This window comes from Mycobacterium sp., assembly GCF_044223235.1.
Classification (GTDB): domain Bacteria; phylum Actinomycetota; class Actinomycetes; order Mycobacteriales; family Mycobacteriaceae; genus Mycobacterium.
This window is the reverse complement of sequence record NZ_JBGAME010000026.1, coordinates 43607-64698: the sequence shown is the minus strand read 5'-3', so window position 1 is coordinate 64698 and position 21092 is coordinate 43607. Positions and strand designations below refer to the sequence as shown.

Annotated in this window: 21 protein-coding genes and 2 pseudogenes; 14 read left to right on the top strand and 9 right to left on the bottom strand. The window is 67.8% G+C overall.

The features are described from left to right. Nucleotides 1-31: 31 nt before the first annotated feature. Nucleotides 32-147, bottom strand: a pseudogene (locus ADBZ6K_RS22770) (hypothetical protein); the annotation flags it as partial. Nucleotides 148-494: 347 nt separating this feature from the next. Here ADBZ6K_RS22770 and purD point away from each other — a divergent pair. Beyond that, complete coding sequence (purD, locus tag ADBZ6K_RS22765) at nt 495-1763, top strand: phosphoribosylamine--glycine ligase (protein WP_526350930.1); 1269 nt, start codon at nt 495-497, stop codon at nt 1761-1763. An 8-nt stretch (nt 1764-1771) separates the two neighbouring features. On the opposite strand, the gene ADBZ6K_RS22760 is transcribed toward purD, so the two are convergent. Continuing rightward, nucleotides 1772-2707, bottom strand: coding sequence for an alpha/beta hydrolase (locus tag ADBZ6K_RS22760; protein ID WP_526350928.1), 936 nt, complete (start codon nt 2705-2707; stop codon nt 1772-1774). 94 nt (nt 2708-2801) lie between these two features. Between ADBZ6K_RS22760 and ADBZ6K_RS22755 the strand changes: the two genes are divergently transcribed. The 4 genes from ADBZ6K_RS22755 to ADBZ6K_RS22740 all read left to right on the top strand — a co-directional run bounded on the left by ADBZ6K_RS22755 (nt 2802) and on the right by ADBZ6K_RS22740 (nt 6360). Further along, complete coding sequence (locus tag ADBZ6K_RS22755; protein ID WP_526350926.1) at nt 2802-3413, top strand: TetR/AcrR family transcriptional regulator; 612 nt, start codon at nt 2802-2804, stop codon at nt 3411-3413. Between the two features lie 70 nt (nt 3414-3483). Beyond that, complete coding sequence (locus tag ADBZ6K_RS22750; RefSeq protein WP_526350924.1) at nt 3484-4461, top strand: SDR family NAD(P)-dependent oxidoreductase; 978 nt, start codon at nt 3484-3486, stop codon at nt 4459-4461. Nucleotides 4462-4525: 64 nt separating this feature from the next. Next, complete coding sequence (locus tag ADBZ6K_RS22745; protein WP_526350922.1) at nt 4526-5947, top strand: amino acid permease; 1422 nt, start codon at nt 4526-4528, stop codon at nt 5945-5947. Nucleotides 5948-6168: 221 nt separating this feature from the next. Further along, entirely contained in the window at nt 6169-6360 is a 192-nt protein-coding gene (locus tag ADBZ6K_RS22740; protein ID WP_526350920.1) for a hypothetical protein, read from the top strand. On the opposite strand, the gene ADBZ6K_RS22735 is transcribed toward ADBZ6K_RS22740, so the two are convergent. Further along, nucleotides 6357-7100 (bottom strand): DUF429 domain-containing protein, encoded by a 744-nt coding sequence (locus tag ADBZ6K_RS22735; RefSeq protein ID WP_526350918.1) that lies wholly within the window; start codon nt 7098-7100, stop codon nt 6357-6359. The two genes, ADBZ6K_RS22740 and ADBZ6K_RS22735, sit on opposite strands and share 4 nt — an antisense overlap. A 70-nt stretch (nt 7101-7170) precedes the next feature. On the opposite strand from ADBZ6K_RS22735, the gene purB reads away from it, so the two are divergent. Then, a complete protein-coding gene (gene purB, locus ADBZ6K_RS22730; RefSeq protein ID WP_526350916.1) occupies nt 7171-8589 on the top strand; it encodes an adenylosuccinate lyase in 1419 nt (472 codons plus the stop codon). 34 nt (nt 8590-8623) lie between these two features. Here the strand turns inward: purB and ADBZ6K_RS22725 are convergent, their stop codons facing one another. Together ADBZ6K_RS22725 and ADBZ6K_RS22720 are read right to left on the bottom strand one after the other, a co-directional pair. After that, nucleotides 8624-9484, bottom strand: coding sequence for a PDDEXK-like endonuclease domain-containing protein (locus ADBZ6K_RS22725; RefSeq protein ID WP_526350914.1), 861 nt, complete (start codon nt 9482-9484; stop codon nt 8624-8626). A 94-nt stretch (nt 9485-9578) separates the two neighbouring features. Next, nucleotides 9579-10199, bottom strand: coding sequence for a hypothetical protein (locus ADBZ6K_RS22720; RefSeq protein WP_526350912.1), 621 nt, complete (start codon nt 10197-10199; stop codon nt 9579-9581). Between the two features lie 104 nt (nt 10200-10303). Between ADBZ6K_RS22720 and ADBZ6K_RS22715 the strand changes: the two genes are divergently transcribed. Then, on the top strand, nt 10304-11197 hold the full coding sequence (locus tag ADBZ6K_RS22715; protein WP_526350910.1) for a phosphoribosylaminoimidazolesuccinocarboxamide synthase: 894 nt from the start codon (nt 10304-10306) through the stop codon (nt 11195-11197). Next, nucleotides 11194-13347 carry a S9 family peptidase gene (locus tag ADBZ6K_RS22710; protein ID WP_526350908.1) on the top strand — a complete coding sequence of 718 codons (2154 nt, stop codon included), beginning with the start codon at nt 11194-11196 and terminating at the stop codon, nt 13345-13347. Before ADBZ6K_RS22715 ends, ADBZ6K_RS22710 begins: the two co-directional genes overlap by 4 nt. Here ADBZ6K_RS22710 and ADBZ6K_RS22705 read toward each other — a convergent pair. After that, a pseudogene (locus ADBZ6K_RS22705) lies at nt 13285-13722 on the bottom strand (DoxX-related protein); the annotation flags it as partial. The gene ADBZ6K_RS22710 and the pseudogene ADBZ6K_RS22705 overlap by 63 nt on opposite strands. Nucleotides 13723-13808: 86 nt before the next feature. On the opposite strand from ADBZ6K_RS22705, the gene ADBZ6K_RS22700 reads away from it, so the two are divergent. From ADBZ6K_RS22700 to ADBZ6K_RS22690, 3 genes are all read left to right on the top strand, one after another. Next, on the top strand, nt 13809-14363 hold the full coding sequence (locus tag ADBZ6K_RS22700) for a TetR/AcrR family transcriptional regulator (RefSeq protein ID WP_526350906.1): 555 nt from the start codon (nt 13809-13811) through the stop codon (nt 14361-14363). Nucleotides 14364-14425: 62 nt separating this feature from the next. After that, nucleotides 14426-15133 (top strand): DUF2334 domain-containing protein, encoded by a 708-nt coding sequence (locus ADBZ6K_RS22695; RefSeq protein WP_526350904.1) that lies wholly within the window; start codon nt 14426-14428, stop codon nt 15131-15133. 22 nt (nt 15134-15155) lie between these two features. Further along, nucleotides 15156-16790: an FAD-binding dehydrogenase gene (locus tag ADBZ6K_RS22690; protein ID WP_526350902.1), complete on the top strand. Its 1635-nt coding sequence runs from the start codon at nt 15156-15158 to the stop codon at nt 16788-16790. A gap of 27 nt (nt 16791-16817) precedes the next feature. Here ADBZ6K_RS22690 and ADBZ6K_RS22685 read toward each other — a convergent pair whose 3' ends face one another. Further along, the gene (locus tag ADBZ6K_RS22685; protein ID WP_526350900.1) at nt 16818-17471 is read right to left on the bottom strand and encodes an MBL fold metallo-hydrolase; all 654 of its coding nucleotides are present in this window, start codon (nt 17469-17471) and stop codon (nt 16818-16820) included. 62 nt (nt 17472-17533) lie between these two features. Between ADBZ6K_RS22685 and ADBZ6K_RS22680 the strand changes: the two genes are divergently transcribed. From ADBZ6K_RS22680 to purQ, 3 genes are all read left to right on the top strand, one after another. Beyond that, nucleotides 17534-18184, top strand: coding sequence for an ATPase (locus tag ADBZ6K_RS22680; protein WP_526350898.1), 651 nt, complete (start codon nt 17534-17536; stop codon nt 18182-18184). Nucleotides 18185-18253: 69 nt separating this feature from the next. Next, nucleotides 18254-18493: a phosphoribosylformylglycinamidine synthase subunit PurS gene (gene purS / locus ADBZ6K_RS22675; protein ID WP_526350896.1), complete on the top strand. Its 240-nt coding sequence runs from the start codon at nt 18254-18256 to the stop codon at nt 18491-18493. A 28-nt stretch (nt 18494-18521) separates the two neighbouring features. Next, complete coding sequence (gene purQ, locus ADBZ6K_RS22670; protein WP_526350894.1) at nt 18522-19196, top strand: phosphoribosylformylglycinamidine synthase subunit PurQ; 675 nt, start codon at nt 18522-18524, stop codon at nt 19194-19196. A 61-nt stretch (nt 19197-19257) separates the two neighbouring features. On the opposite strand, the gene ADBZ6K_RS22665 is transcribed toward purQ, so the two are convergent. Then, complete coding sequence (locus ADBZ6K_RS22665) at nt 19258-20055, bottom strand: family 1 encapsulin nanocompartment shell protein (protein ID WP_526350892.1); 798 nt, start codon at nt 20053-20055, stop codon at nt 19258-19260. Continuing rightward, the gene (locus ADBZ6K_RS22660; RefSeq protein ID WP_526350890.1) at nt 20048-21088 is read right to left on the bottom strand and encodes a Dyp-type peroxidase; all 1041 of its coding nucleotides are present in this window, start codon (nt 21086-21088) and stop codon (nt 20048-20050) included. Before ADBZ6K_RS22660 ends, ADBZ6K_RS22665 begins: the two co-directional genes overlap by 8 nt. Nucleotides 21089-21092 lie beyond the last annotated feature (4 nt).

Genomic DNA, 21092 nt, shown 5'->3' with positions numbered 1-21092 from the left:
CCGGTTGGTCGGCGGTGGCACTGTCCGTTCTGCCGAACTCGTCGCGCCCCCGTTGCATCAGGCCGATCGGGGGTCGGTGCGGAACACGTCGGGATGGCCGTGTTCTCCTTTTCCTCCCGAAACACGTTGCAGCTGAAGAAGAGTCATGATCGCGACATTCCCTCGCCGCCGAGCGTCAGTCGCCGCCGCCGTCGAACCCCCGCCTGCGCGTCCAGATCACCAGATCGGCGACGCAGTGGTGCCCACGGATCACGAAACAGATTGCACTGCAACGTAATATCCCGAAGTATTGGTGGTCTAGGTCAGCGCCGGAGCGAGTTTGTGTTCGTACCCCGGCGGTCGCTGCTGCTGACCGTCACGTGACCGACCGTATGACGGCCGCATGACCGAGCCCGGTCACCGGGCGCCGGCTGCCGGCCCGGCGCGGTCGTCCGCGGCCTACGTGTGGGAGTGCGTCACCACCCTCGGCGGGCCTGCGATTAGGGTTGACAAGCGTGCGCGTCCTCGTGATCGGCTCCGGAGCCCGTGAACATGCCCTGCTTCTGGCGCTGCGGCGCGATCCGGAGGTGGACGGACTGGCCATTGCGCCGGGCAATGCGGGCACCGCCATCATCGCCGACCAGTACGACGTCGACGCCACCTCCGGGGCGGCGGTGACCAAGCTGGCCAAACAGATCGGTGCCGACCTCGTCGTCATCGGACCCGAGGTTCCCTTGGTGCTCGGTGTGGCCGACGCCGTGCGCACTGCGGGGATCGCCTGCTTCGGGCCCAGCCGGGATGCCGCCCGCATCGAGGGGGCGAAATCCTTCGCCAAGGACGTGATGGAGAAGGCCGGTGTCCGCACCGCCGCCAGCGAGATCGTCGACAACCCCGGGCACCTCGACGCGGCGCTGGACCGCTTCGGGCCGCCCGCCGGGCAGCCCGCGTGGGTCGTCAAGGACGACGGCCTGGCTGCGGGTAAGGGCGTGGTGGTCACGGCCGATCGCGACGCCGCCCGCGCGCATGCCGCCGGTCTTCTCGACTCCGGTCATCCCGTGCTGCTGGAAAGCTTCCTCGACGGCCCCGAGGTTTCCCTGTTCTGCGTCGTCGACGGTGAAACCGTGGTGCCGCTGCTTCCCGCCCAGGACTTCAAACGTGTCGGCGACCATGACACCGGGCCCAACACCGGTGGGATGGGCGCCTACGCACCGCTGCCGTGGCTGCCCGCGCAGACGGTGGCCCAGATCGTCGACGAGGTCGTCAAACCCGTTGCCGCCGAGCTGGTTCGGCGGGGAAGCGCTTTTTCCGGCCTGTTGTACGCCGGCCTGGCGATGACCTCCAGCGGACCCGCCGTGGTGGAGTTCAACTGCCGCTTCGGCGACCCCGAGACACAGTCTGTGCTGGCGTTGCTCGACACCCCCCTCGGGCAGCTGCTGCGCGCCGCGGCGACCGGCGGACTCGCCGACTACACCGAGCTGAGCTGGCGCGACGGTGCGGCGGTGACGGTGGTGGTCGCCGCCGAGAACTATCCGGGACGCCCGCGGGTCGGTGACGTCATCCTCGGTTCGGAGGCCGACGGTGTGCTGCACGCAGGTACGGCGCGCCGCGACGACGGGGCCGTCGTGTCGTCGGGCGGCCGGGTGCTTTCGATCGTCGGTACCGGCCCCGATCTGGTCGCCGCACGGACCGCGGCCTACTCGCTGATCGATTCGATCCGCCTGCCCGGCAGCCACTTTCGCACCGACATCGGGCTCGCCGCAGCCGAGGGCGCCATCGGCGTCTGACCCCCGGGCTAGGTGGCGAGTAGGGGAGCCATCCACGTCAGTTCGGCCGGAAGCTGCGAACTCCAGAACGCGGCGTCGTGGCCGCCCGGCGAGAACCCGCCCGCGGGCGGGTTGGCGAGTTGGGCGATGAACTGCCGGGTGCCCGAATAGAACGGGTCGCTGTCGCCGCAGTCGATCCGGATCGGAATGGACGCGAGTCCGGGCAGACCCCACACGCTGTTGGCGGCGTAGTCGGCTGCATCGTCGAATGCGCCGGGCGCGGCCGCACCGGCCGACGTCCACAGCGCCGGGCTGACCGCACAGATCGCGGCGGTCCTGGGCGCCCCGAGGCGGGCGCCGAGTAGGAGCGCGCCGTAGCCTCCCATCGACCAGCCGAGGAAACCGACGCGGGACACGTCCAGGCCCTGCACACCCAGCATCGGGATCAGCTCATCGAGCACCATCGCGCCGGAATCCTCGCCGGACGCGCGTTTGTGCCAGTAACTTCCGCCGCCGTCCACCGCGACGACCGCGACGGGCGGCAAACCCGCATCCACCGCCTCGGCCAGGCCCTGCTCCACCCCGCCCGCCATCACCTGCGCGGCGCTGCCGCCTTTGCCGTGCAACGCGATCACCGGTCGCAGCAGCGCGGTCTGACCGGGTGGGCGGGCGATCGCCCAGTTGGTGGCGATCCCGCCGCGCGCCGCCGACACGAACGAGCCGCTGACGAACGTCGGTGCGGGTGATAGCGGCGGGCTGGGAGCCGGCCCGAGCGGCGGTGTCAGCGGCGCCCCGCCATTGGCCAGTGCAAACGGCGGCGAGGACGGCGCAGAAACTGGCGGTGCAGACGTGGCTTCACCTCGCAGCGGTCCGCCCAGCGCGACCGCCCCCGCCGCCCCCGCGGCGGCCGCGGCGCCCAGACGCAGAACGGCGCGGCGGGTCAGCTCAGACATGCCGGCCATCATGCCATCGGGGGCGCGGCTGACCGCTTCAGGCCATCTCTGAGTAAAGAATGATGATTGGCCGAAAGGGCAATGCCGCCACCCCCCGGCTGGCAGCATGCTGGGTGTGACGGCAGCGGTCACTCCCAAAGGGGAACGTCGACGATCGGCGCTGGTCAGTGCTGCCGCTGACCTCCTCTGCGAGGGCGGGTTCGAAGCCGTCCGGCATCGCGCTGTCGCGCGACGGGCGGGCCTGCCGCTGGCCTCGACCACCTACTACTTCTCGTCGCTCGACCACCTGATCGCCAGCGCCGTCGAGCACGTCGGCGACCGCGAAGCCGAACAGCTGCGCACCCAGGTGGCCGGACTGTCGCGGAGGCGGCGCGGGGCGGAGTCGACCGCCGAGGTACTTGTCGACCTGCTCGTCGGCGATGCCCCGGGGACACGAGTCAGCGAACAGCTGATTTCCCGCTATGAACGCTTCGTCGCCTGTGCGCGCCAGCCCGGCCTGCGCGACATCCAGCGCCGCATCCTGCGTCAACGCACCGACGCCGTCGTCGAGGTCGTGAACAGGTCGGGCCGCTCGGTGCGGCCGGAGCAGCTGAACGCGCTGGTCTGCGCCGTGGACGGCGCGGTGGTCGCAGCCCTGGTCGGCGACAGTGACAGCCCGCGCGAAACCGCGCGCGCAACGTTGGTCGACGTTATCGACGTGCTGGCGCCCTACGGATGAGCACCCGCGAGGTAATTCACCAGGGCGTAACCACGTTTGAGCTGCGGCATGGCGGGCTACCTCACCCGCCATGAAAATCTCCGCCGCCGTGGACGAGGCCCTCGACCGGTCCGTGGTCCTCGGCTACACCAAGATCGGTTCCCGGCTCAGGCGGCTGTGGTGGCCGGCCGACCCACCACGGTCGGCGCTGGCGGGTAAACGTGTCGTGGTCACCGGTGCCAGCTCTGGCATCGGGGAGGCCACAGCGGGCGCCTTCGCGAAGGCGGGCGCCACGGTGCACATGGTCGGCCGCAACGAGGAGAGGCTGCGGCAAGCCGCCGGACGGATTCGCGGATCGGCACCGGCCGCGATCGTGATCGAGGAACTGTGCGACATCAGCGATCTCGACGCGGTGCGATCCTGGTGCACCGATCTGGGCGGGCGCGTCGACGCCCTGCACGGCGTGGTGCACAACGCTGGAGTCATGCCGCGCGAGCGGCGGGAAAGCGCCCAGGGACACGAACTCCAGCTGGCCACCCACGTGCTCGGTCCGCACCTGATGACGGACGCACTGCTGGCACCGTTGCGCGCGGCCGGTGGCGCGTCGGTGGTGTTCGTGTCCTCCGGCGGGATGTACACCTCGCCGCTGGTCGACGATTTGGAGTACCGGGACGACGACTACAGCGGCGTGCGCGCCTATGCGCGGACCAAACGGATGCAGGTGGTGCTCGCCGATGCGTGGGCCCGCCGGCTGGGCGGCAGCGCCGTCCGGGTGGAGAGCATGCATCCGGGCTGGGTCAAGACGCCCGGGGTTGCGGAGTATCTGCCCCGGTTCGCGGCGCTGACGGCGCCGTTGTTGCGGGATGCCGCCGACGGCGCGGACACCGCGGTGTGGCTCGTCGCCACCCGGCCCGCGTCCCGGCCGGGTCACTTTTGGCACGACCGGGCGCAGCGGCCGACGACGTTCGGCTGGCAACGCAGCGAGGATCCGCGGGCGGCCGCCCGCTTCCTCGAGCGGGTGTGTGCGATGACAGGCACCGTCGATAACTGGATCGGATCGGCGCGTTGATGGTGCACGGGCTTCGCGGCTGTTCGATGATGTGACTCTCGGGCCGGATCATTGAGGAGGGGCTATGGCGGATACGACTGGTGTCGGCAACCAACCTGAACTCAAACGGGTGATGGGTCCTGGGCTGCTGCTGTTGTTCGTCGTGGGGGACATCCTCGGCACGGGTGTGTATGCGCTCACCGGTCAGGTGGCGGCCGAAGTCGGTGGGGCGGCGTGGCTTCCGTTCCTCGCCGCGTTCCTGATCGCGACCATCACCGCGTTCAGCTACCTGGAACTGGTGACCAAGTATCCGCAGGCCGCCGGCGCAGCGCTGTACGCGCACAAGGCTTTTGGCATCCAGTTCGTGACATTCCTGGTCGCGTTCGTCGTGATGTGTTCAGGTATCACCTCGGCATCGACCGCCTCGAGGTTCTTCGCTGCCAACTTCTTCACGGCATTCCAATTCAGTTGGGGTACAGCCGGAATAGTGGTCGTCGCGTTGCTGTTCATGTTCCTGCTCGCGCTGGTGAACTTCCGTGGCGTCGGCGAGAGCGTCAAGCTCAACGTGGTGCTGACGATCATCGAGATCAGCGGCCTGCTGATGGTCATCCTGGTCGGATTGTGGGCCTTCACCGACGGCGATGTCGACTTCTCCCGGGTCGTGGCGTTCGAAACCGCTTCGGACAAGCACGCATTCCTTGCCGTCACAACCGCGACGTCCTTGGCGTTCTTCGCGATGGTCGGTTTCGAGGACTCGGTGAACATGGCGGAGGAGACCAAGGATCCCGTCAACGTGTTTCCCAAGGTGCTGTTGTCCGGCCTGTCCATCGCGGGCGTGGTGTATGTGATCGTGGCGATTGTCGCGGTCGCGCTGGTGCCGGTGGGTGAGCTGGCGGCCAGCGACACCCCGCTCGTGGAGGTGGTCAAGGCGGGCGCACCCGGCATGCCCATCGAGGACATCCTTCCGGTCATCTCGATGTTCGCGGTGTCCAACACCGCATTGATCAACATGCTCATGGCGAGTCGGTTGATCTACGGCATGGCCCGCCAGCATGTGCTGCCGCCGGTGCTCGGGTCGGTGCATCCGACCAGGCGCACTCCGTGGGTGGCGATCATGTTCACCACCACCATCGCATTCGGGCTGATCTTCTACGTCACGGCGTTCGCGAACAGCAACGCCATCGCGCTGCTGGGCGGCACCACATCGCTGTTGCTGCTCACCGTGTTCGCGATGGTCAACGTCGCGGTGCTGGTGCTGCGCCGCGACGTGCGGGCCGCCGGCGGACACTTCAAGACCCCGACGGCGCTGCCCGTGATCGGTTGTCTGACGTCGCTGTACCTGGTGACACCGTTGTCGGGCCGACCGGCGCAGCAGTACGTGCTCGCCTGCGTGCTGGTGGGGATCGGCGTCGTGCTGTTCTTCATCACGATGGCGATCAACCGGCAGCTGGGCATCCGGGATGCCGGCATCACCGACCCGACCCACCTGGGTTCGGCCCCCGACTGAGTTCTCGGGGCCGTTCGACCTCGAAAGGCGCATCGAGAAGCCAATTGCGGTAATGCTTCCCGTTCTCGACCGCGCCATCTGACAAGCGCGGTCGAGAACTCAACACGCCTCCCTTGCGTCCGCTGATTCCGCTGCGGGGAATTAATCGAACTAGGGATGTATCGCCAACACTGGCAATACATCTAAATTCGACGCTTCACCTGACATTGAGGAAAGCCCCCATGACCACTCGCCCCCTCAAGCTCGGCATCACCCTGCCTGGCAACACCTCTATCCCGGACCTGGTCGAGGAAGCCAAGAGAGCCGAGGCGGCCGGATTCGACGTGATCTTGACGCCCGACCATCTGGGCCTCGCCTCGCCGCACGTCCTGGGAGACGTTCGAGAAGCTCACCACCGCGCTGCGGTGAACTAACAAGAGCCGAGACGAGGAGCGAGGGTCGGTGTGACGATGCACCCCGCGGTGGGATCGCCGTAGATCGTGACGTCCGCGGGTCTGCGCTGGAAGTAGAGCGCGACGTAGGCACACACCACCGCGTCCACCGGGTCCTCAGCCCTGCGCAGTACGGATTTGCGTGCAGCGGCAGACACCGTCGTGCGCATCGTCGCCCAGCCGGGGTGAGCGGCGACGTGCAGCGCAGGCGCGGCCGTCGCGAGACCTTCGACCAGGTCCATCATGCGAGTCAGTTCGGCCCGTAGTTCCGCGACGTCGCGCCCGGGTTTGTGTTTGTACTTCAGCGTTCGGTCGAGGTGGAACAGCGCCACCGTCGCGGCATGGGGATATACCTCCAGGGCGCGTCTGACCGATCCCGACCGCGGATCCATGTCGAGCTCCAGCGCCGCGGCCAGGCGGCCGCCGCGGGTGCCGTCGGCAAACCACGGCCTGCCGGTGTTCGACGGGTGCGCGCCGGCCTGATAGGCGCGAAAATCTCGGTTGAGTTCCGCCTCGCATGCCCGATTGCCCGCCGGGTTGGTCACCACCAGCGGCGCGTCGATCCCGACCACGCAGTCGCCGGCGCTGAACGGCCGCAGCTGCGCCAGGATGCTCTCGTCGTCGCCGGCCACTCCGACGTGGACGAGTTCGCCGCCGTCGTCGACGACGGCGACCCCGGTCGGGTTGCGTGCACCCCACGCCAGGTCGAGGCCGATGAACACGCCGCCAACTCTGCCGCACGGTTCCCGCGCGTGACGAGGATGAAGCGCTTCCTGCGTAAGGTATTCGGTTGTGACGATCCCCAATATCCTGGCCGGCCGCTACGCCAGTGACGAGATGGTGGCGATCTGGTCGCCGGAGGCGAAGATCGTCGCCGAACGGCGGCTCTGGCTGGCGGTGCTGCGCGCACAGGCCGAGCTCGGCGTGGCGGTGTCCAAGGACGTCGTGGTCGACTACGAACGGGTGCTCGAGGAGGTCGACCTGTCGTCGATCTCCGCCCGCGAACGCGTGCTGCGCCATGACGTCAAGGCGCGAATCGAGGAGTTCAATGCCCTCGCGGGCCACGAACACGTGCACAAGGGCATGACCAGCCGCGACCTGACCGAAAACGTTGAGCAGCTTCAGATCCGCCGATCGTTGGAACTGGTGCACGCCCACGGCGTTGCGGTTGTGGCGCGGTTGGCCGAGCGCGCGGTGGTGTACCGCGACCTGGTCATGGCGGGCCGCAGCCACAATGTCGCAGCGCAGGCCACCACGCTGGGCAAGCGATTCGCCTCGGCGGCCGAGGAGGCGTTGATCGCCCTGACCCGGTTGCGTGAGCTGATCGAGCGATACCCGCTGCGGGGGATCAAGGGCCCGATGGGCACCGCGCAGGACATGCTCGACCTATTCGGCGGGGACACCGACCGGCTGGCCGACCTTGAGCGCCGGATCGCCGAATTCCTGGGATTCACAGACATTTTCACCAGCGTCGGCCAGGTGTACCCGCGGTCGCTGGACCATGACGTGGTCTCGGCGCTGGTCCAGTTGGGTGCGGGTCCGTCGTCGCTGGCCCACACCATCCGGCTGATGGCCGGCCACGAGCTGGTGACCGAGGGCTTCGCTCCCGGGCAGGTCGGCTCGTCGGCCATGCCGCACAAGATGAACACCCGCAGCTGCGAGCGTGTCAACGGCCTGCAGGTGGTGCTGCGGGGCTACGGGGCGATGGCTGCCGAACTCGCTGGAGCGCAGTGGAACGAGGGTGACGTGTTCTGCTCGGTGGTGCGTCGCGTCGCGCTGCCCGATGCCTTCTTCGCCGTCGACGGGCAGATCGAGACGTTCCTGACGGTGCTCGACGAGTTCGGTGCCTACCCGGCGGTGATCCAGCGTGAACTCGACCGCTACCTGCCGTTCCTGGCCACCACCCGAATCCTCATCGCGGCGGTGCGCGCGGGCATGGGCAGGGAAGCCGCACACGAGGTGATCAAGGAGCATGCGGTCGCGGTTGCCCTGGCCATGCGTGAGCGCGGCGCCGAACCCGACCTGCTCGACCGGCTGGCCGCCGATCCGCGGCTGCCGCTGGACCGGGTGGCGCTCGACGATGCGCTTGCCGACAAGCAGGCGTTCACCGGCGCCGCGGGCAACCAGGTCGATACCGTCGTCGCGGCCGTCGACGAGCTGGTCAGCCGCTACCCCGAAGCAGCCAAGTACACCTCGGGCGCGATCCTGTAGCGATTTCGGCGCGGTTGCGTGCGCTCACCGTTGATCAGCGCGCCGAAATCGCGGCGCGAAGGACCCCGACCACGCGGTCGGGATACTCCGTGACGTCCAGCCAGGTGAACCGCAGCACTTGCCAGCCGAGCACGGCGATCGCGTTCTGGCGAACACGGTCGTACTGGAAGTCCTCCTGGTCGTTGTGGAATGCCCAGCCATCGAGTTCGACGGCCACCTTGGCCCTCGGGAAGGCGAAGTCGACGCGGTATCCGGCCAGGGCGTAGTTGGTCTTCCAGCCAGCGATACCGGCCTTCCGGAGGAGTTCGGCAAACCGCCGTTCCAGTTTCGAGCGGCTGCCGTCGGATGCTGCCTGCAGGAGCATTCGAGCCCGGGGTGAGCCGTACCGGCCCTTGTTGCGCGCGTGAGTGCGCCACAGTTCGGACAGCGTCACCTGTTGTTGCAGTGCGGTATCCATCACCCTGACGCCGCCGCCACGCCGGGCCGCTGCTTCGACGACAGTGAGCTCCAGCGCGGTCACCCTGAGTCCGCGTACAAGGCTCACATCGACGGCAGCGAGTTCGCGACGGCGAAGTCGCGAGCCGGGCTTGCTACGGCCGTGACTGTTGCGTGGCACGGTCACCTCGACGGTGGCGGGCGCGAATCTGGTCAGGCCGTGCCACCAGGCGGCGGCCAGTCCGCTGGCCGCAGAAGCCGGCCCGTACTGCCACACAGCGGCACGGATCCGCGCGGCGTCGGTGAACGGGCGATCGTTGACGAAGAACACGCCCTGTGCGCAACGCACCCATCGTTGCGAGCGGACCCGGCGTGTTACCGCGGACTGGCTCAGCCCCGCGCACCTTGCCTGGGCCAGGGTGATGACGCCGTCATGGCGGCGCAGGTAGTCGTCGAGCACAGCCGATGGGACGTCACAGGGCTCTCTCCGGCTCCCAGGGCAGTGATTTCGGCGCGGTTTTCAACGCTCAGCGCACGAATCCGCGCCGAAATCGCTAGAGCCGTCGGACACGGACACCGGCCGACCTCAGCTCCAGGGCGGCCAGCCCGCGGATCGCCACTGCGTCCTGACGCCGCCACGCACCGACCGGGTCGTCGTTGACCGCCGCGAGCTTGACCAGCGGCCTGTTGGCCAGTGCCCGCAGCGCGAGCAACTGCTCACCGGCCGCCGTCGACGCCAGGGTGATGGCGGTCCACTTGCGCCGGAAGAAGCGCAACCGCAGAAACAGCCATGGCATCCCGATCGCCAGGATCGGCGGTGCTGCGACCGCAAGCGCCAGAACCCACGCCAGCCAACTCGCGGTGCTCTCGAGGTTCTGACCTGCGCCCGCGATATCGAGGGCCGCCCCGCTCGCCGCGCTGAGCGGATTGCTGAGCGAGTCGCCGATCACCGGTATCCGGTCGGCGCCTTCGCTTGCCGAATCCAGGTTGTTCGCTATCCCGCTGGCGCCGTTCTGCACCTGGTGGCCGACGTCGGCGATCGCGTCGATCGCGGTGTGCACGGCCAGCCCGACCAGCACCCACACCGTGCTCCACACGGCCACCACGAGGTCGCTGGCCAGCTGGGTGACGAGCCGGCCGGGTGTCGTGGCGTAGGGCAGAAACCGTGATGTCATGGAGATGATGCTGCCCGATGTCCCGCCGCACGGGCGCAGCGCACCGACGCGGGGATTCGAACCGGCTGTCCGGTGACCCCACCTGGGCCAACTAAGCTGGCCCGATGCGTCCCGCACTATCCGACTACCAACATCTGGCCAGCGGAAAGGTCCGCGAGATCTACCGGGTCGACGATGCCCACCTGCTGCTGGTCGCCTCGGACCGGATATCCGCCTTCGACTACATCCTCGACAGCGAGATCCCCGACAAGGGACGCATCTTGACGGCGATGAGCGTGTTCTTCTTCGACCTGGTCGATGCGCCCAACCATCTGGCCGGACCGCCCGACGACGAGCGGATACCCGCCGAGGTGCTGGGACGTGCGCTGGTCGTCGCCGAACTGGAGATGGTTCCGGTGGAATGTGTGGCCCGCGGCTACCTGACCGGGTCGGGGTTGATCGACTATCGGGCGACCGGCAAGGTGTGCGGCATCACGCTGCCGCCCGGCCTCGGCGAGGCGAGCAGATTCTCCCAGCCCCTGTTCACCCCGGCGTCCAAGGCCGAGTTCGGACAGCACGACGAGAACATCACTTTCGCCGACGTGATCGAGCTGGTCGGAGCCGTGCGCGCCAACCAGCTGCGAGAGCGCACACTGCAAACCTACGTTCAGGGCGCCGACCACGCACTGACACGGGGAATCATCGTCGCCGACACCAAGTTCGAGTTCGGTGTGGACGCGCACGGAAACCTGCGACTGGCCGACGAGGTCTTCACCCCCGACTCATCGAGATACTGGCCGGCCGACACCTACCGAGAGGGCGTCGTGCAACCCAGCTACGACAAGCAGTTCGTCAGGAACTGGCTCACCGGGCCGGACTCCGGATGGGACCGCCACGGCGACGTGCCACCCCCGCCGTTGCCGCCCGAGATCGTGGACGCGACACGTGCGCGGTACATCGAAGCCTACGAACGCATTTCGGGACTGACGTTCAGTAACTGGATCGGACCTTTGTCGTGACCGCCACACCGCCGGTGGCCAAACGCGTGGAGCACCGTCGTGAACACCACGGCGATGTCTTCATCGATCACTACGAATGGCTGCGAGACAAATCGGATCCCGAGGTGATCGGATACCTCACCGCCGAAAACGACTACACCCAGACGGTGACCGCACAGCAAGCGCCGTTGCGCCAGCAGATCTTCGACGAAATCAAGGCCCGCACCAAGGAGACCGATCTGTCGGTACCGACCCGGCGCGGCGGCTGGTGGTACTACGGGCGTAGCTTCGAGGGCAAGCAGTACGCGGTGCATTGCCGTTGTCCGGTGGCCGATCCCGACGACTGGACGCCGCCCGTCCTCGACGAGCACGCCGACATCGCGGGCGAGCAGGTGCTGCTCGACGAGAACTCCGAGGCGGCGGGCCACGACTTCTTCTCGCTGGGGGCGGCGACCGTCAGCCCGGACGGCAACATCTTGGCCTATTCGGTCGACACGGTCGGCGATGAGCGTTATACCCTGCGGTTCAAGGATTTACGGACCGGACAGCGATACGACGACACGATCGTGAGTATCGGGGCGGGCGCCACCTGGGCGACGGACAACCTGACGATCTACTACACCACTGTCGACGACTCGTGGCGGCCCGACACGGTGTGGCGTCATCGGCTCGGATCGGGATTGCCCGCCCAGAAGGTCTATCACGAACCCGACGAGCGGTTCTGGCTCGGCGTGGGCCGCACGCGCAGCAGCCGGTACCTCGTCATCGCGGCGGGCAGCGCCGTGACGTCGGAGATTTGGTATGCCGACGCCGCCGACCCGCAGGCCGAGTTCACGATCGTCTGGCCGCGCAGGGACTTGGTCGAGTACTCCGTCGAGCACGCCGTCATCGGCGATGAGGACCGGTTCCTGATCCTGCACAACGACGGTGCCGAGAACTTCACTCTGGTCGAGGCCCCGGTGGCCGACCCGACGGCGTGCCGCACGCTGATCGCGCACCGTCCCGACGTTCGACTGGACTCCGTCGACGCCTTTGCGGACCATCTGGTGGTCAGCTACCGCAGCGAGGCGCTGCCGCGAATTCAACTGTGGCCCATAGTCAACCGCGGCGGTGAGGCCGGCTACGGGCGCCCGGAGGACATCGTCTTCGACTCCGAGCTGACCTCGGCGGGCCTTGGCGCGAACCCGGAGTGGTCGGCCCCGCGCCTGCGGGTGGGTGCGACGTCATTCGTCACCCCGGTGCGCATCTACGACATCGACCTGGCTGCCGGTGAGCGCGTCCTGCTGCGGGAACAGCCGGTGCTGGGGGACTACCGTCCCGAAGATTACGTCGAGCGGCGGGAATGGGCGGTGGCCCCCGACGGTGCGCGGGTGCCGATCTCGATCATCCACCGCGCCGGATTGCAGTTCCCGGCGCCGGCGCTGCTGTACGGCTACGGCGCGTACGAATCCTGCGAGGACCCGAGGTTTTCCATCGCCCGGCTGTCGCTGCTGGACCGTGGGATGGTGTTCGCAGTCGCGCACGTGCGCGGCGGTGGCGAGCTGGGCCGTCCCTGGTACGAGCACGGCAAACTGCTGGAGAAGAAGAACACTTTCACCGACTTCATCACCGTTGCAAACCATCTCGTCTCCTCCGACGTGACCCGCCCGGAGAACCTGGTGGCACTCGGTGGCAGCGCGGGTGGTCTGTTGATGGGCGCGGTGGCCAATCTGGCCCCCGACCTGTTCGCCGGGATCCTGGCTCAGGTGCCGTTCGTCGACCCGTTGACGACCATCCTCGATCCGACGCTGCCCCTGACGGTCACCGAGTGGGACGAGTGGGGAAACCCATTGGAGGGCAAGGATGTCTACTTCTACATGAAGTCCTACTCGCCCTATGAGAACGTCGGGGCAACGGATTACCCGTCCATCCTCGCCATGACATCGCTGAACGACACCAGGGTGTACTACGTCGAGCCGGCCAAATGGGTTGCGGCCCTTCGGCACACCGCGACAGGGAGTCGGCCGGTGCTATTGAAGACCGAGATGAGCGCGGGCCACGGCGGCATCAGCGGTCGTTACGAGCGGTGGAAGGAAGCGGCGTTCCAGTACGCCTGGATCCTGGCTACTGCCGATCGCGACAACCACGGCAGCGGCCAGGTAGACAGCCTCTTCGGCGGCCCGGACGGGTAGCCGCGAGGTCATCGATTCGGGCGGGTCGGGCAACCTGGCTGCGTAGATGTTGGCCGGAAACATCGCCAGCATCAACAGAAACAGGCAGGCCGCGGCGGCGGCTCTGGTGGGCGGGAACAGCAGTCCGGCGGCGCCGAGCAGTTCCAGCACGCCGGTGATCGTCACGAGTAATCCCGGTGCTGGAAGCCGCGGCGGGACGATGGCGATCATGTCGTCCCGCAGCGGCCGCACGAAATGTGCCACACCGGTCAGCGTGAACATCGCCGCGAGGCCGATCGCGATCGCGCGCGACCAGCTGTCGGCGTACTCGACGCCGAGCCAACCGGCGGCCCGGGCAAGCAGGCTGCCGAATACCAGGGTCATGAACACGGCCACGGAGAGACTCCCAACATCTTGTCGCTGTCAAGATGACCATACCAATCATCTTGCCGATGTCAAGATTCGCGGACTAGGATGACGAGGTGCCCAGGGATACCTACCACCACGGGGATCTGAAGGCGGTGATCCTCGCGGGAGCGGCCGATCTGGTGGCCGAACGCGGGGCCGACGGTGTCTCGCTGCGTGAGCTGGCCCGTACGGCGGGCGTTTCGCATGCGGCGCCCGCGCATCACTTCATCGACCGGCGTGGCCTGTTCACCGCGCTTGCCACGCAGGGATTCCGACTGCTCGCTGACGCGCTGGCCGACGCCAGGCCGGATTTCATCGACGCCGCACTGGCCTATGTGCGGTTCGCCCTGGACCATCCCGGCCACTACGCGGTCATGTTCGACAGGTCCCTGCACGACGCCACCGACGTCGATCTGGTAGCGGCGAAGGCGGCCGCGGGCGCCGAACTGGGCCGCGGCGTCGCCACGCTGGCGGATCCGCACGCCCGCGCCGATCCGGCCGGTGCGGCGCTGGCGGCATGGTCGCTGGTGCACGGGTTCTCGATGCTGCGCCTCAACGGGGCCATCGACACGGACGACGACCCGATGTCAGACACCGGGCGGATCGCCCGAATGCTCTTTGACCGCTGACGGACAGCTCACGTCAAAATGCCGTAAACCGTTGCGAAACCTGACGTTGACACACTGCACACGTGGCTGGACAACTGGTCGTATCGGTGTCAGGGATCAGCGACAGAACCCTTGGCGACATCGACAGATTCTGCGCCGAACTGGACGCCCGGCAGGTGCCGGTATCCCTGCTGGTGGCACCGCGGCTCAAGGGCGGCTATCGACTCGAACGCGACGGCGCAACGGTCGACTGGCTGGCGGCGCGCCGACTCCGCGGTGACGCCGTCGTCCTGCACGGATACGACGAGGCGGCGACCAAGAAACGCCGCAGCGAGTTCGCGTCGTTGCCCGCCCACGAGGCTCGTCTGCGCCTGTTGGGTGCCGACCGGGTCCTCGAGCGGCTGGGGTTGCGCACGCGGTTGTTCGCGGCACCGGGCTGGGCGGTGTCCCACGGTACCGTGAGGGCGCTTCCGCGCACCGGTTTTCGGTTGCTGGCCGGCATGACTGGGGTGACAGACCTGGTGCACCGCACCACGATTCGGGCCAGGGTGCTCGGGATCGGCGAGGGCTTCCTGAGTGAGCCGTGGTGGTGCCGGACGTTGGTGCTGTCGGCCGAGCGGACCGCGCGCAGGTCGGGCATGGTGAGGATCGCGGTATCGGCTCGTCATCTGCGGACGCCTGGACCGCGTCAGGCGATGCTCGACGCGGTCGACCTCTCCCTGCTGCACCGATGCGAGCCTGACGTGTACAGCTGGCGTCCGCGCGACCCCGCCCTCACGGACGCCGCCTGATCCGCTCGCTAGATTGGCGTCCATGTCTGATGCCGACGTCGTCGTGGTGGGTGCGGGGCTGGCGGGTCTGGTCGCCGCGTGTGAGCTGATCGATCGCGGCCGCCGGGTGCTGATCGTCGACCAGGAGAACCAGGCGAACGTCGGCGGTCAGGCATTCTGGTCGTTCGGCGGATTGTTCTTCGTCGACAGTCCCGAGCAGCGTCGGCTGGGCATCCGCGACAGCCACGAACTGGCGCTGCAGGACTGGCTGGGTAGCGCGGGCTTCGATCGTCCCGAGGATCACTGGCCGCGGCAATGGGCCCATGCCTACGTGGACTTCGCCGCTGGTGAGAAACGCAGCTGGTTGCGTGAGCGTGGGCTACAGACCTTCCCCCTGGTCGGCTGGGCCGAGCGGGGCGGCTACGACGCCCGCGGCCACGGTAACTCCGTGCCGCGCTTCCACATCACGTGGGGCACCGGACCGGCGATCGTCGAGGTCTTCGCGCGCCGGCTGCGCGACGCTGGTACGGCGGTGCGGTTCGTGCACCGCCATCGTGTCGACGAGGTGATCGTCGAATCCGGCGCCGCGGCAGGCGTGCGTGGCTCGGTGCTGGCCCCGTCGTCCGCAGCGCGTGGGGTGGCGTCGTCGCGAGAAGTGTTGGGACAATTCGAGTTCCGGGCTTCGTCGGTCATCGTCGCCAGCGGCGGGATCGGTGGCAATCACGACCTGGTGCGCAGGAACTGGCCGTCGCGGATGGGTCGGGTGCCCGAGTCGTTGCTCAGCGGTGTGCCGGCCCACGTCGACGGACGGATGATCGACATCACCGAAGCTGCCGGGGCTCATGTGATCAACACCGACCGGATGTGGCACTACACCGAGGGAATCACGAACTACGATCCGATCTGGCCCGCGCACGGCATCCGGATTCTGCCAGCGCCGTCTTCACTGTGGCTGGACGCCAACGGTAAACGGCTTCCCGTCCCGCTCTACCCCGGATTCGACACGCTGGGCACGCTGGAATACATCGGCCACAGCGGCCACGACTACACCTGGTTCATCCTCAACGCGCGGATCATCGCCAAGGAGTTCGCGCTGTCCGGCCAGGAGCAGAACCCCGACCTCACCGGTCGCAGTGTGCGCGACATTCTGTCCAGGGTTCGCCCCGGCGCGCCGGGCCCGGTGCAGGCCTTCGTCGACCACGGTGTCGACTTCGTCAGCGCGGATTCATTGCGCGAGTTGGTCTTTGCGATGAACGCCGTACCCGGTGTCATACCGCTGGATTACGCGACGGTCGAGGCCGAAGTCACCGCCCGGGACCGGGAGGTCGCCAACCGGTTCACCAAGGACAGCCAGATCATGGCGATCCGGTCGGCGCGCACCTACCTCGGCGACCGCTTCACCCGCGTCGTCGCGCCCCATCGCCTCACCGACCCGAAAGCGGGTCCGCTGATCGCGGTCAAGTTGCACATCCTCACGCGTAAGTCCTTGGGCGGCTTGGAAACCGATCTGGAGTCGCGGGTGCTCCGACCGGGTGGCACGCCCTTCGACGGACTGTTCGCCGCGGGTGAGGCGGCCGGCTTCGGCGGCGGCGGGGTGCACGGCTACCGCTCGCTGGAGGGCACCTTCCTCGGCGGGTGCATCTTCTCGGGCCGTGCCGCCGGACGCGCCGCCGGCTAATCCCCGCTCGCGGGGGACGCTCTCGTGTCAGAACTCGGTGGCGTTCTCGGGGTCGAGCACGCGGAAATCGGTCTTGGTCATCTCCGTCAAGCGTCCGTAGTAGATGCCGCGGGCGATCGGGTCGATGATCGCCTGGTGGATCGGCACCGCTTGGGCGGGCGCCACGGCACGCAGGTACTCGACGGCCTCGGAGATCTTCATCCACGGCGCGGCGGCGGGCGCGGCCAGCACGTCGACGGGTTCACCCGGTGTGAACAGGGCGTCGCCGGGATGCATCAACCGGGCCGGGTGCTCACCATCACCGATGAGGTAGGAAATGTTGTCGATGACCGGGATCTCGGGGTGGATCACGGCGTGGCGGCCGCCGACGCCGCGAACCGTCAGATGCCCGACGGTGAACTCGTCGCCGACATTCACCGCTTTCCACGGTCCGCCGAGCTGGGCGGCGGTCTGCGGATCGGCGTAGAACGCCGCCTGCGGATTGGCCTCCACCAGCGCGGGAAGACGCGCGGGGTCGGCGTGATCTGGATGCTGGTGGGTGATGAGTATCGCCGAAAGCCCGGTGATGCCCTCGAATCCGTGCGAGAAATTGCCAGGATCGAACAATACCGAGGTCTCAGAACCCGAATCGGCGGGGAAACTTGCGAGAAGGCACGAATGGCCGAAATGCGTGAGCTGCATGCCTATATTGTGGCGCTCGGGCGCGATGTCCAACGGGGGTTGCGATGCGAATGCTGTTGGCAATGCTCGCCATGACGGTTGCCGGCTGTGTCTTGGCCGTCGGTGCCGGCGCGCCAGCGCACGCTCAGCCCACCGACTGCCCGCCCGTGTGCGATCGCATCCCCGATTCGGCGTGGATCGAGCCGACCTCGGTGCCGCTCGACCGGGTCTACCGCTGGCCGCGGCCGGCCGGTGTGCCCGTCATGGCGCCGGTGTTCCGGTTCGAGGAGGAGTGCGGGACGCCGGCGTTGCCCGGAGATGCGCGGGCGTACGCCGTGGCCGCCCGCGCGGTGGTGCCGCAGCCTCCCGGCCAGTGGCAGCTGCAGGTGCAGGTCCTGCACTGGCGCGGCGAGACGTGGCGTGGTGGGCAGACCGCGCTGGCCGAACTGCAGACCGCCGCCTCGACCCTTCGCGCATGCCAGGTTACGGCGCCCGCCGCGTCCCCGTCGATCACCACCGACGAGCCGGACAGGCTTGCGGCGGTAATCAGCATCGGCGGACAGCGGGTGCTGCGCCAGTACCTGCTGGCCCACCCGGAGAGCAGCTCGGTGGTGGAGCTGGCTATGTGGGCCACCTCCCCGCCGCTGACTCCGTGGTCGCCGGTATCGGATGCGGAGGTTTTCGATGCGATGCTCAGCCCGCTGTGCAGGGCTTATATCGATTCGTGCCGGTGAAGCGGGGTGCCTGCGGTCGCCGGTAGAGTGATCGCCGAGCAATCAGCAGCCGATGTGGAGGAGCCGCGCGTGGCCCGGGTCGTTGTGCACGTGATGCCGAAGGCGGAGATTCTTGACCCGCAGGGGCAGGCCATCGTTGGAGCGCTCGGACGCCTCGGCGTGGCCGGTGTGTCGGATGTCCGCCAGGGCAAGAGATTCGAGCTCGAGGTCGACGACAGCGTCGACGACGAGGCCGTCGCCGAGATCGCCGAATCGTTGCTGGCCAATACGGTCATCGAGGACTGGTCGGTAAGCAGGGAGCCGACATGACCGACGAGCGCTTGCGCGAGGAGCCGATATGACAGCGCGTGTGGGAGTGATCACCTTCCCTGGCACGCTGGACGACGTCGACGCCGCCCGTGCGGTGCGCATCGCTGGCGGCGAGGCGGTAAGCCTCTGGCACGGTGACGCCGACCTCAAGGGTGTGGACGCCGTCGTCGTTCCCGGGGGGTTCTCCTACGGCGACTACCTGCGTTGCGGTGCGATCGCGAAGTTCGCGCCCGTGATGGGCGAGGTGATCGAGGCCGCCGGACGCGGCATGCCGGTGTTGGGGATCTGCAACGGGTTTCAGGTGCTGTGCGAGGCCGGGTTGTTGCCCGGCGCGCTTACCCGAAATGCCGGCTTGCACTTCATCTGTCGCGACGTGTGGTTGGAGGTCGCGGCGAATTCGACGGCATGGACGACACGTTATGACCTCGGCGCCGACCTGCTGATACCGCTGAAGTCGGGGGAGGGGCGCTACGTCGCCGACGAGAAGACTCTCGATGAACTCGAGGGTGACGGGCGAGTGGTGTTCCGCTACCGCGACAACCCGAACGGATCGCTGCGCGACATCGCCGGGATAAGCTCCGCCAGCGGCCGGGTGGTCGGGTTGATGCCGCATCCCGAGCACGCCACCGAGGCGTTGACCGGTCCCTCCGACGACGGGCTCGGCCTTTTTTACTCGCTCCTCGACGCCGTACTGTCGGTCTGACCGCTGCGCTGAGCTGACCCGCGACACCGAATAGCCCGGAGCCGCCGCGGCATTCGCGGGTTCACGGGGTCAGCGCGACGGAGGCCTCCGCGGTGTAGCACAGGAACGTCAGCGTCTCCTCCAGATACAGCTGGACCGTGTCCGCGTCGTGCGACAGGTAGCCGATCGACACGTCGGTGCCCAGCTGCAGGTCGAAATCGCCACCGCGGGTTGACAAAACGAATGCGCCGTCGATCGCGGGCGCCCAGATGATGTCGCCGTCCACGAGCCGGTTCAGATGTTCGCGCAGCGGATACCCGTGTTCGGTCGTCTCACTGACCAGGGTGTAGGCGTCGGCCGACAGCAGCACCGAGTAGGGCCCGTCCACGCCGGCCAGTCGCAGCTCGGACAGCGCCTGGGCGAACACATCGGGGTACTCGCGCGGATCCTCGGGCAACGCGAGCGCGGGGTTGGAGCTGCACTTGCGGATGCCCTCGATCGACGCGGGCTCGTAGCCTTCGAAGATGGCCCTGTCCTCGACGAAGGCGAGTTTCTTGGCGGCGTCCTTGACCGGATCCCAGTCGGAATCCTGCGCACCGCGTTCGACGTCGTCGACGGCGGTGCGGCTGACGGTGAACGGAACGCGCAGCCGCACCAACGGCTGCGACTGCCGCAGGTGTGCCACCACGCCGGTGCCGGGGGCGTCAACGCTGAGCAGATGACCGGTGCTGACCCCGGCCGTCACCGGTCCGCCCGGGTCGCTGACATCGACCACCCGCCGGCCTGCGATGTGGCGCTTGAAGGTTCGGGTCGCTTCCTCTTCGATCTGCGCCCACGCGGATTCGGTGATCGGGGCAAGCTCACGGTAGAGGTTATTCACAGGGGGATCCTTTCAGACTGCCGATCGCCAGTGAGCCGTGGTATTCGACCGGTACGAGCACCGGGACGACGGCGGGTTCTTCGGAGTCGCCCGCCAGCGGAGGCGGGTCGTCGAGGAACCCGACGGTGGGTGTGAAGAACAGTCCGCCGGTGACCGCCGTGGAGAAGTCCAGGATCCGGTCGGTGTTGCCTGGCGGGTCGCCGATGAACATGTTGTGCAGCATCCGTTCGGTGACGTCCGGGTCGGCAGCGTAGGCGATGTAGTACGTGCCCGACTCGCCGTCACCCAGCGTGCCGAACGGCATGTTCGCCCGGACGATCTGCAGCTGATTGCCCTCGTCGTCGGTGATGACGTTGAGCGCCAGGTGGGAATTGGGTGGCTTCTCGGCGTCGGGGAGTTCGATGTCCTCGAGCTTGGTCCGCCCGATCACCAATTCCTGTTCGGTGACGCTCAGCGCATTCCACGCCGCCATGTCGTGCACGTACTTCTGGACGTGGACGTAGCTGCCGCCGGGGAAATCCGGGTAGTCGGGGTCGTCGGGACCGATCTGTGCCGCCGTGACAGCGTCGGCGCCGTCGGGATTCTCGGTACCGTCAACGAACCCCAGCAGGTCGCGTTGCTCGAAAAACCGGAAACCGTGCACCTCGTCGACGACGGTCACCGCTCCGCTCATCGAGTCCAGGATGCGCCCGCCCAACTCGAAGCAGACATCCATCGATTCGCCGCGGATGTGGAAAAGCAGGTCGCCGGGTGTGGATGGGGCGTGATGGCGGGTTCCGTTGAGTTCGGGGAAGTCGTGCAGTTTGGCGGGCCGCGGACCGGCGAACAGCCTGTCCCAGGCGTCCGATCCGATTCCGGTGACCAGCGTCAAACCCGAAGCCGGGACCCGGAACCCGACTGCGCGCGCGAGTCCCGACAGACCGGCCAGTGCGTCGTGGACGGCTGCTTCGCCGCCGTCGTCGATGGTCGCGACCAGAAAGATCGCCGCCCGGGTCAGCGGGGAGAGGATCGGCTGCGGTCGAGCTGAGGGCACCACC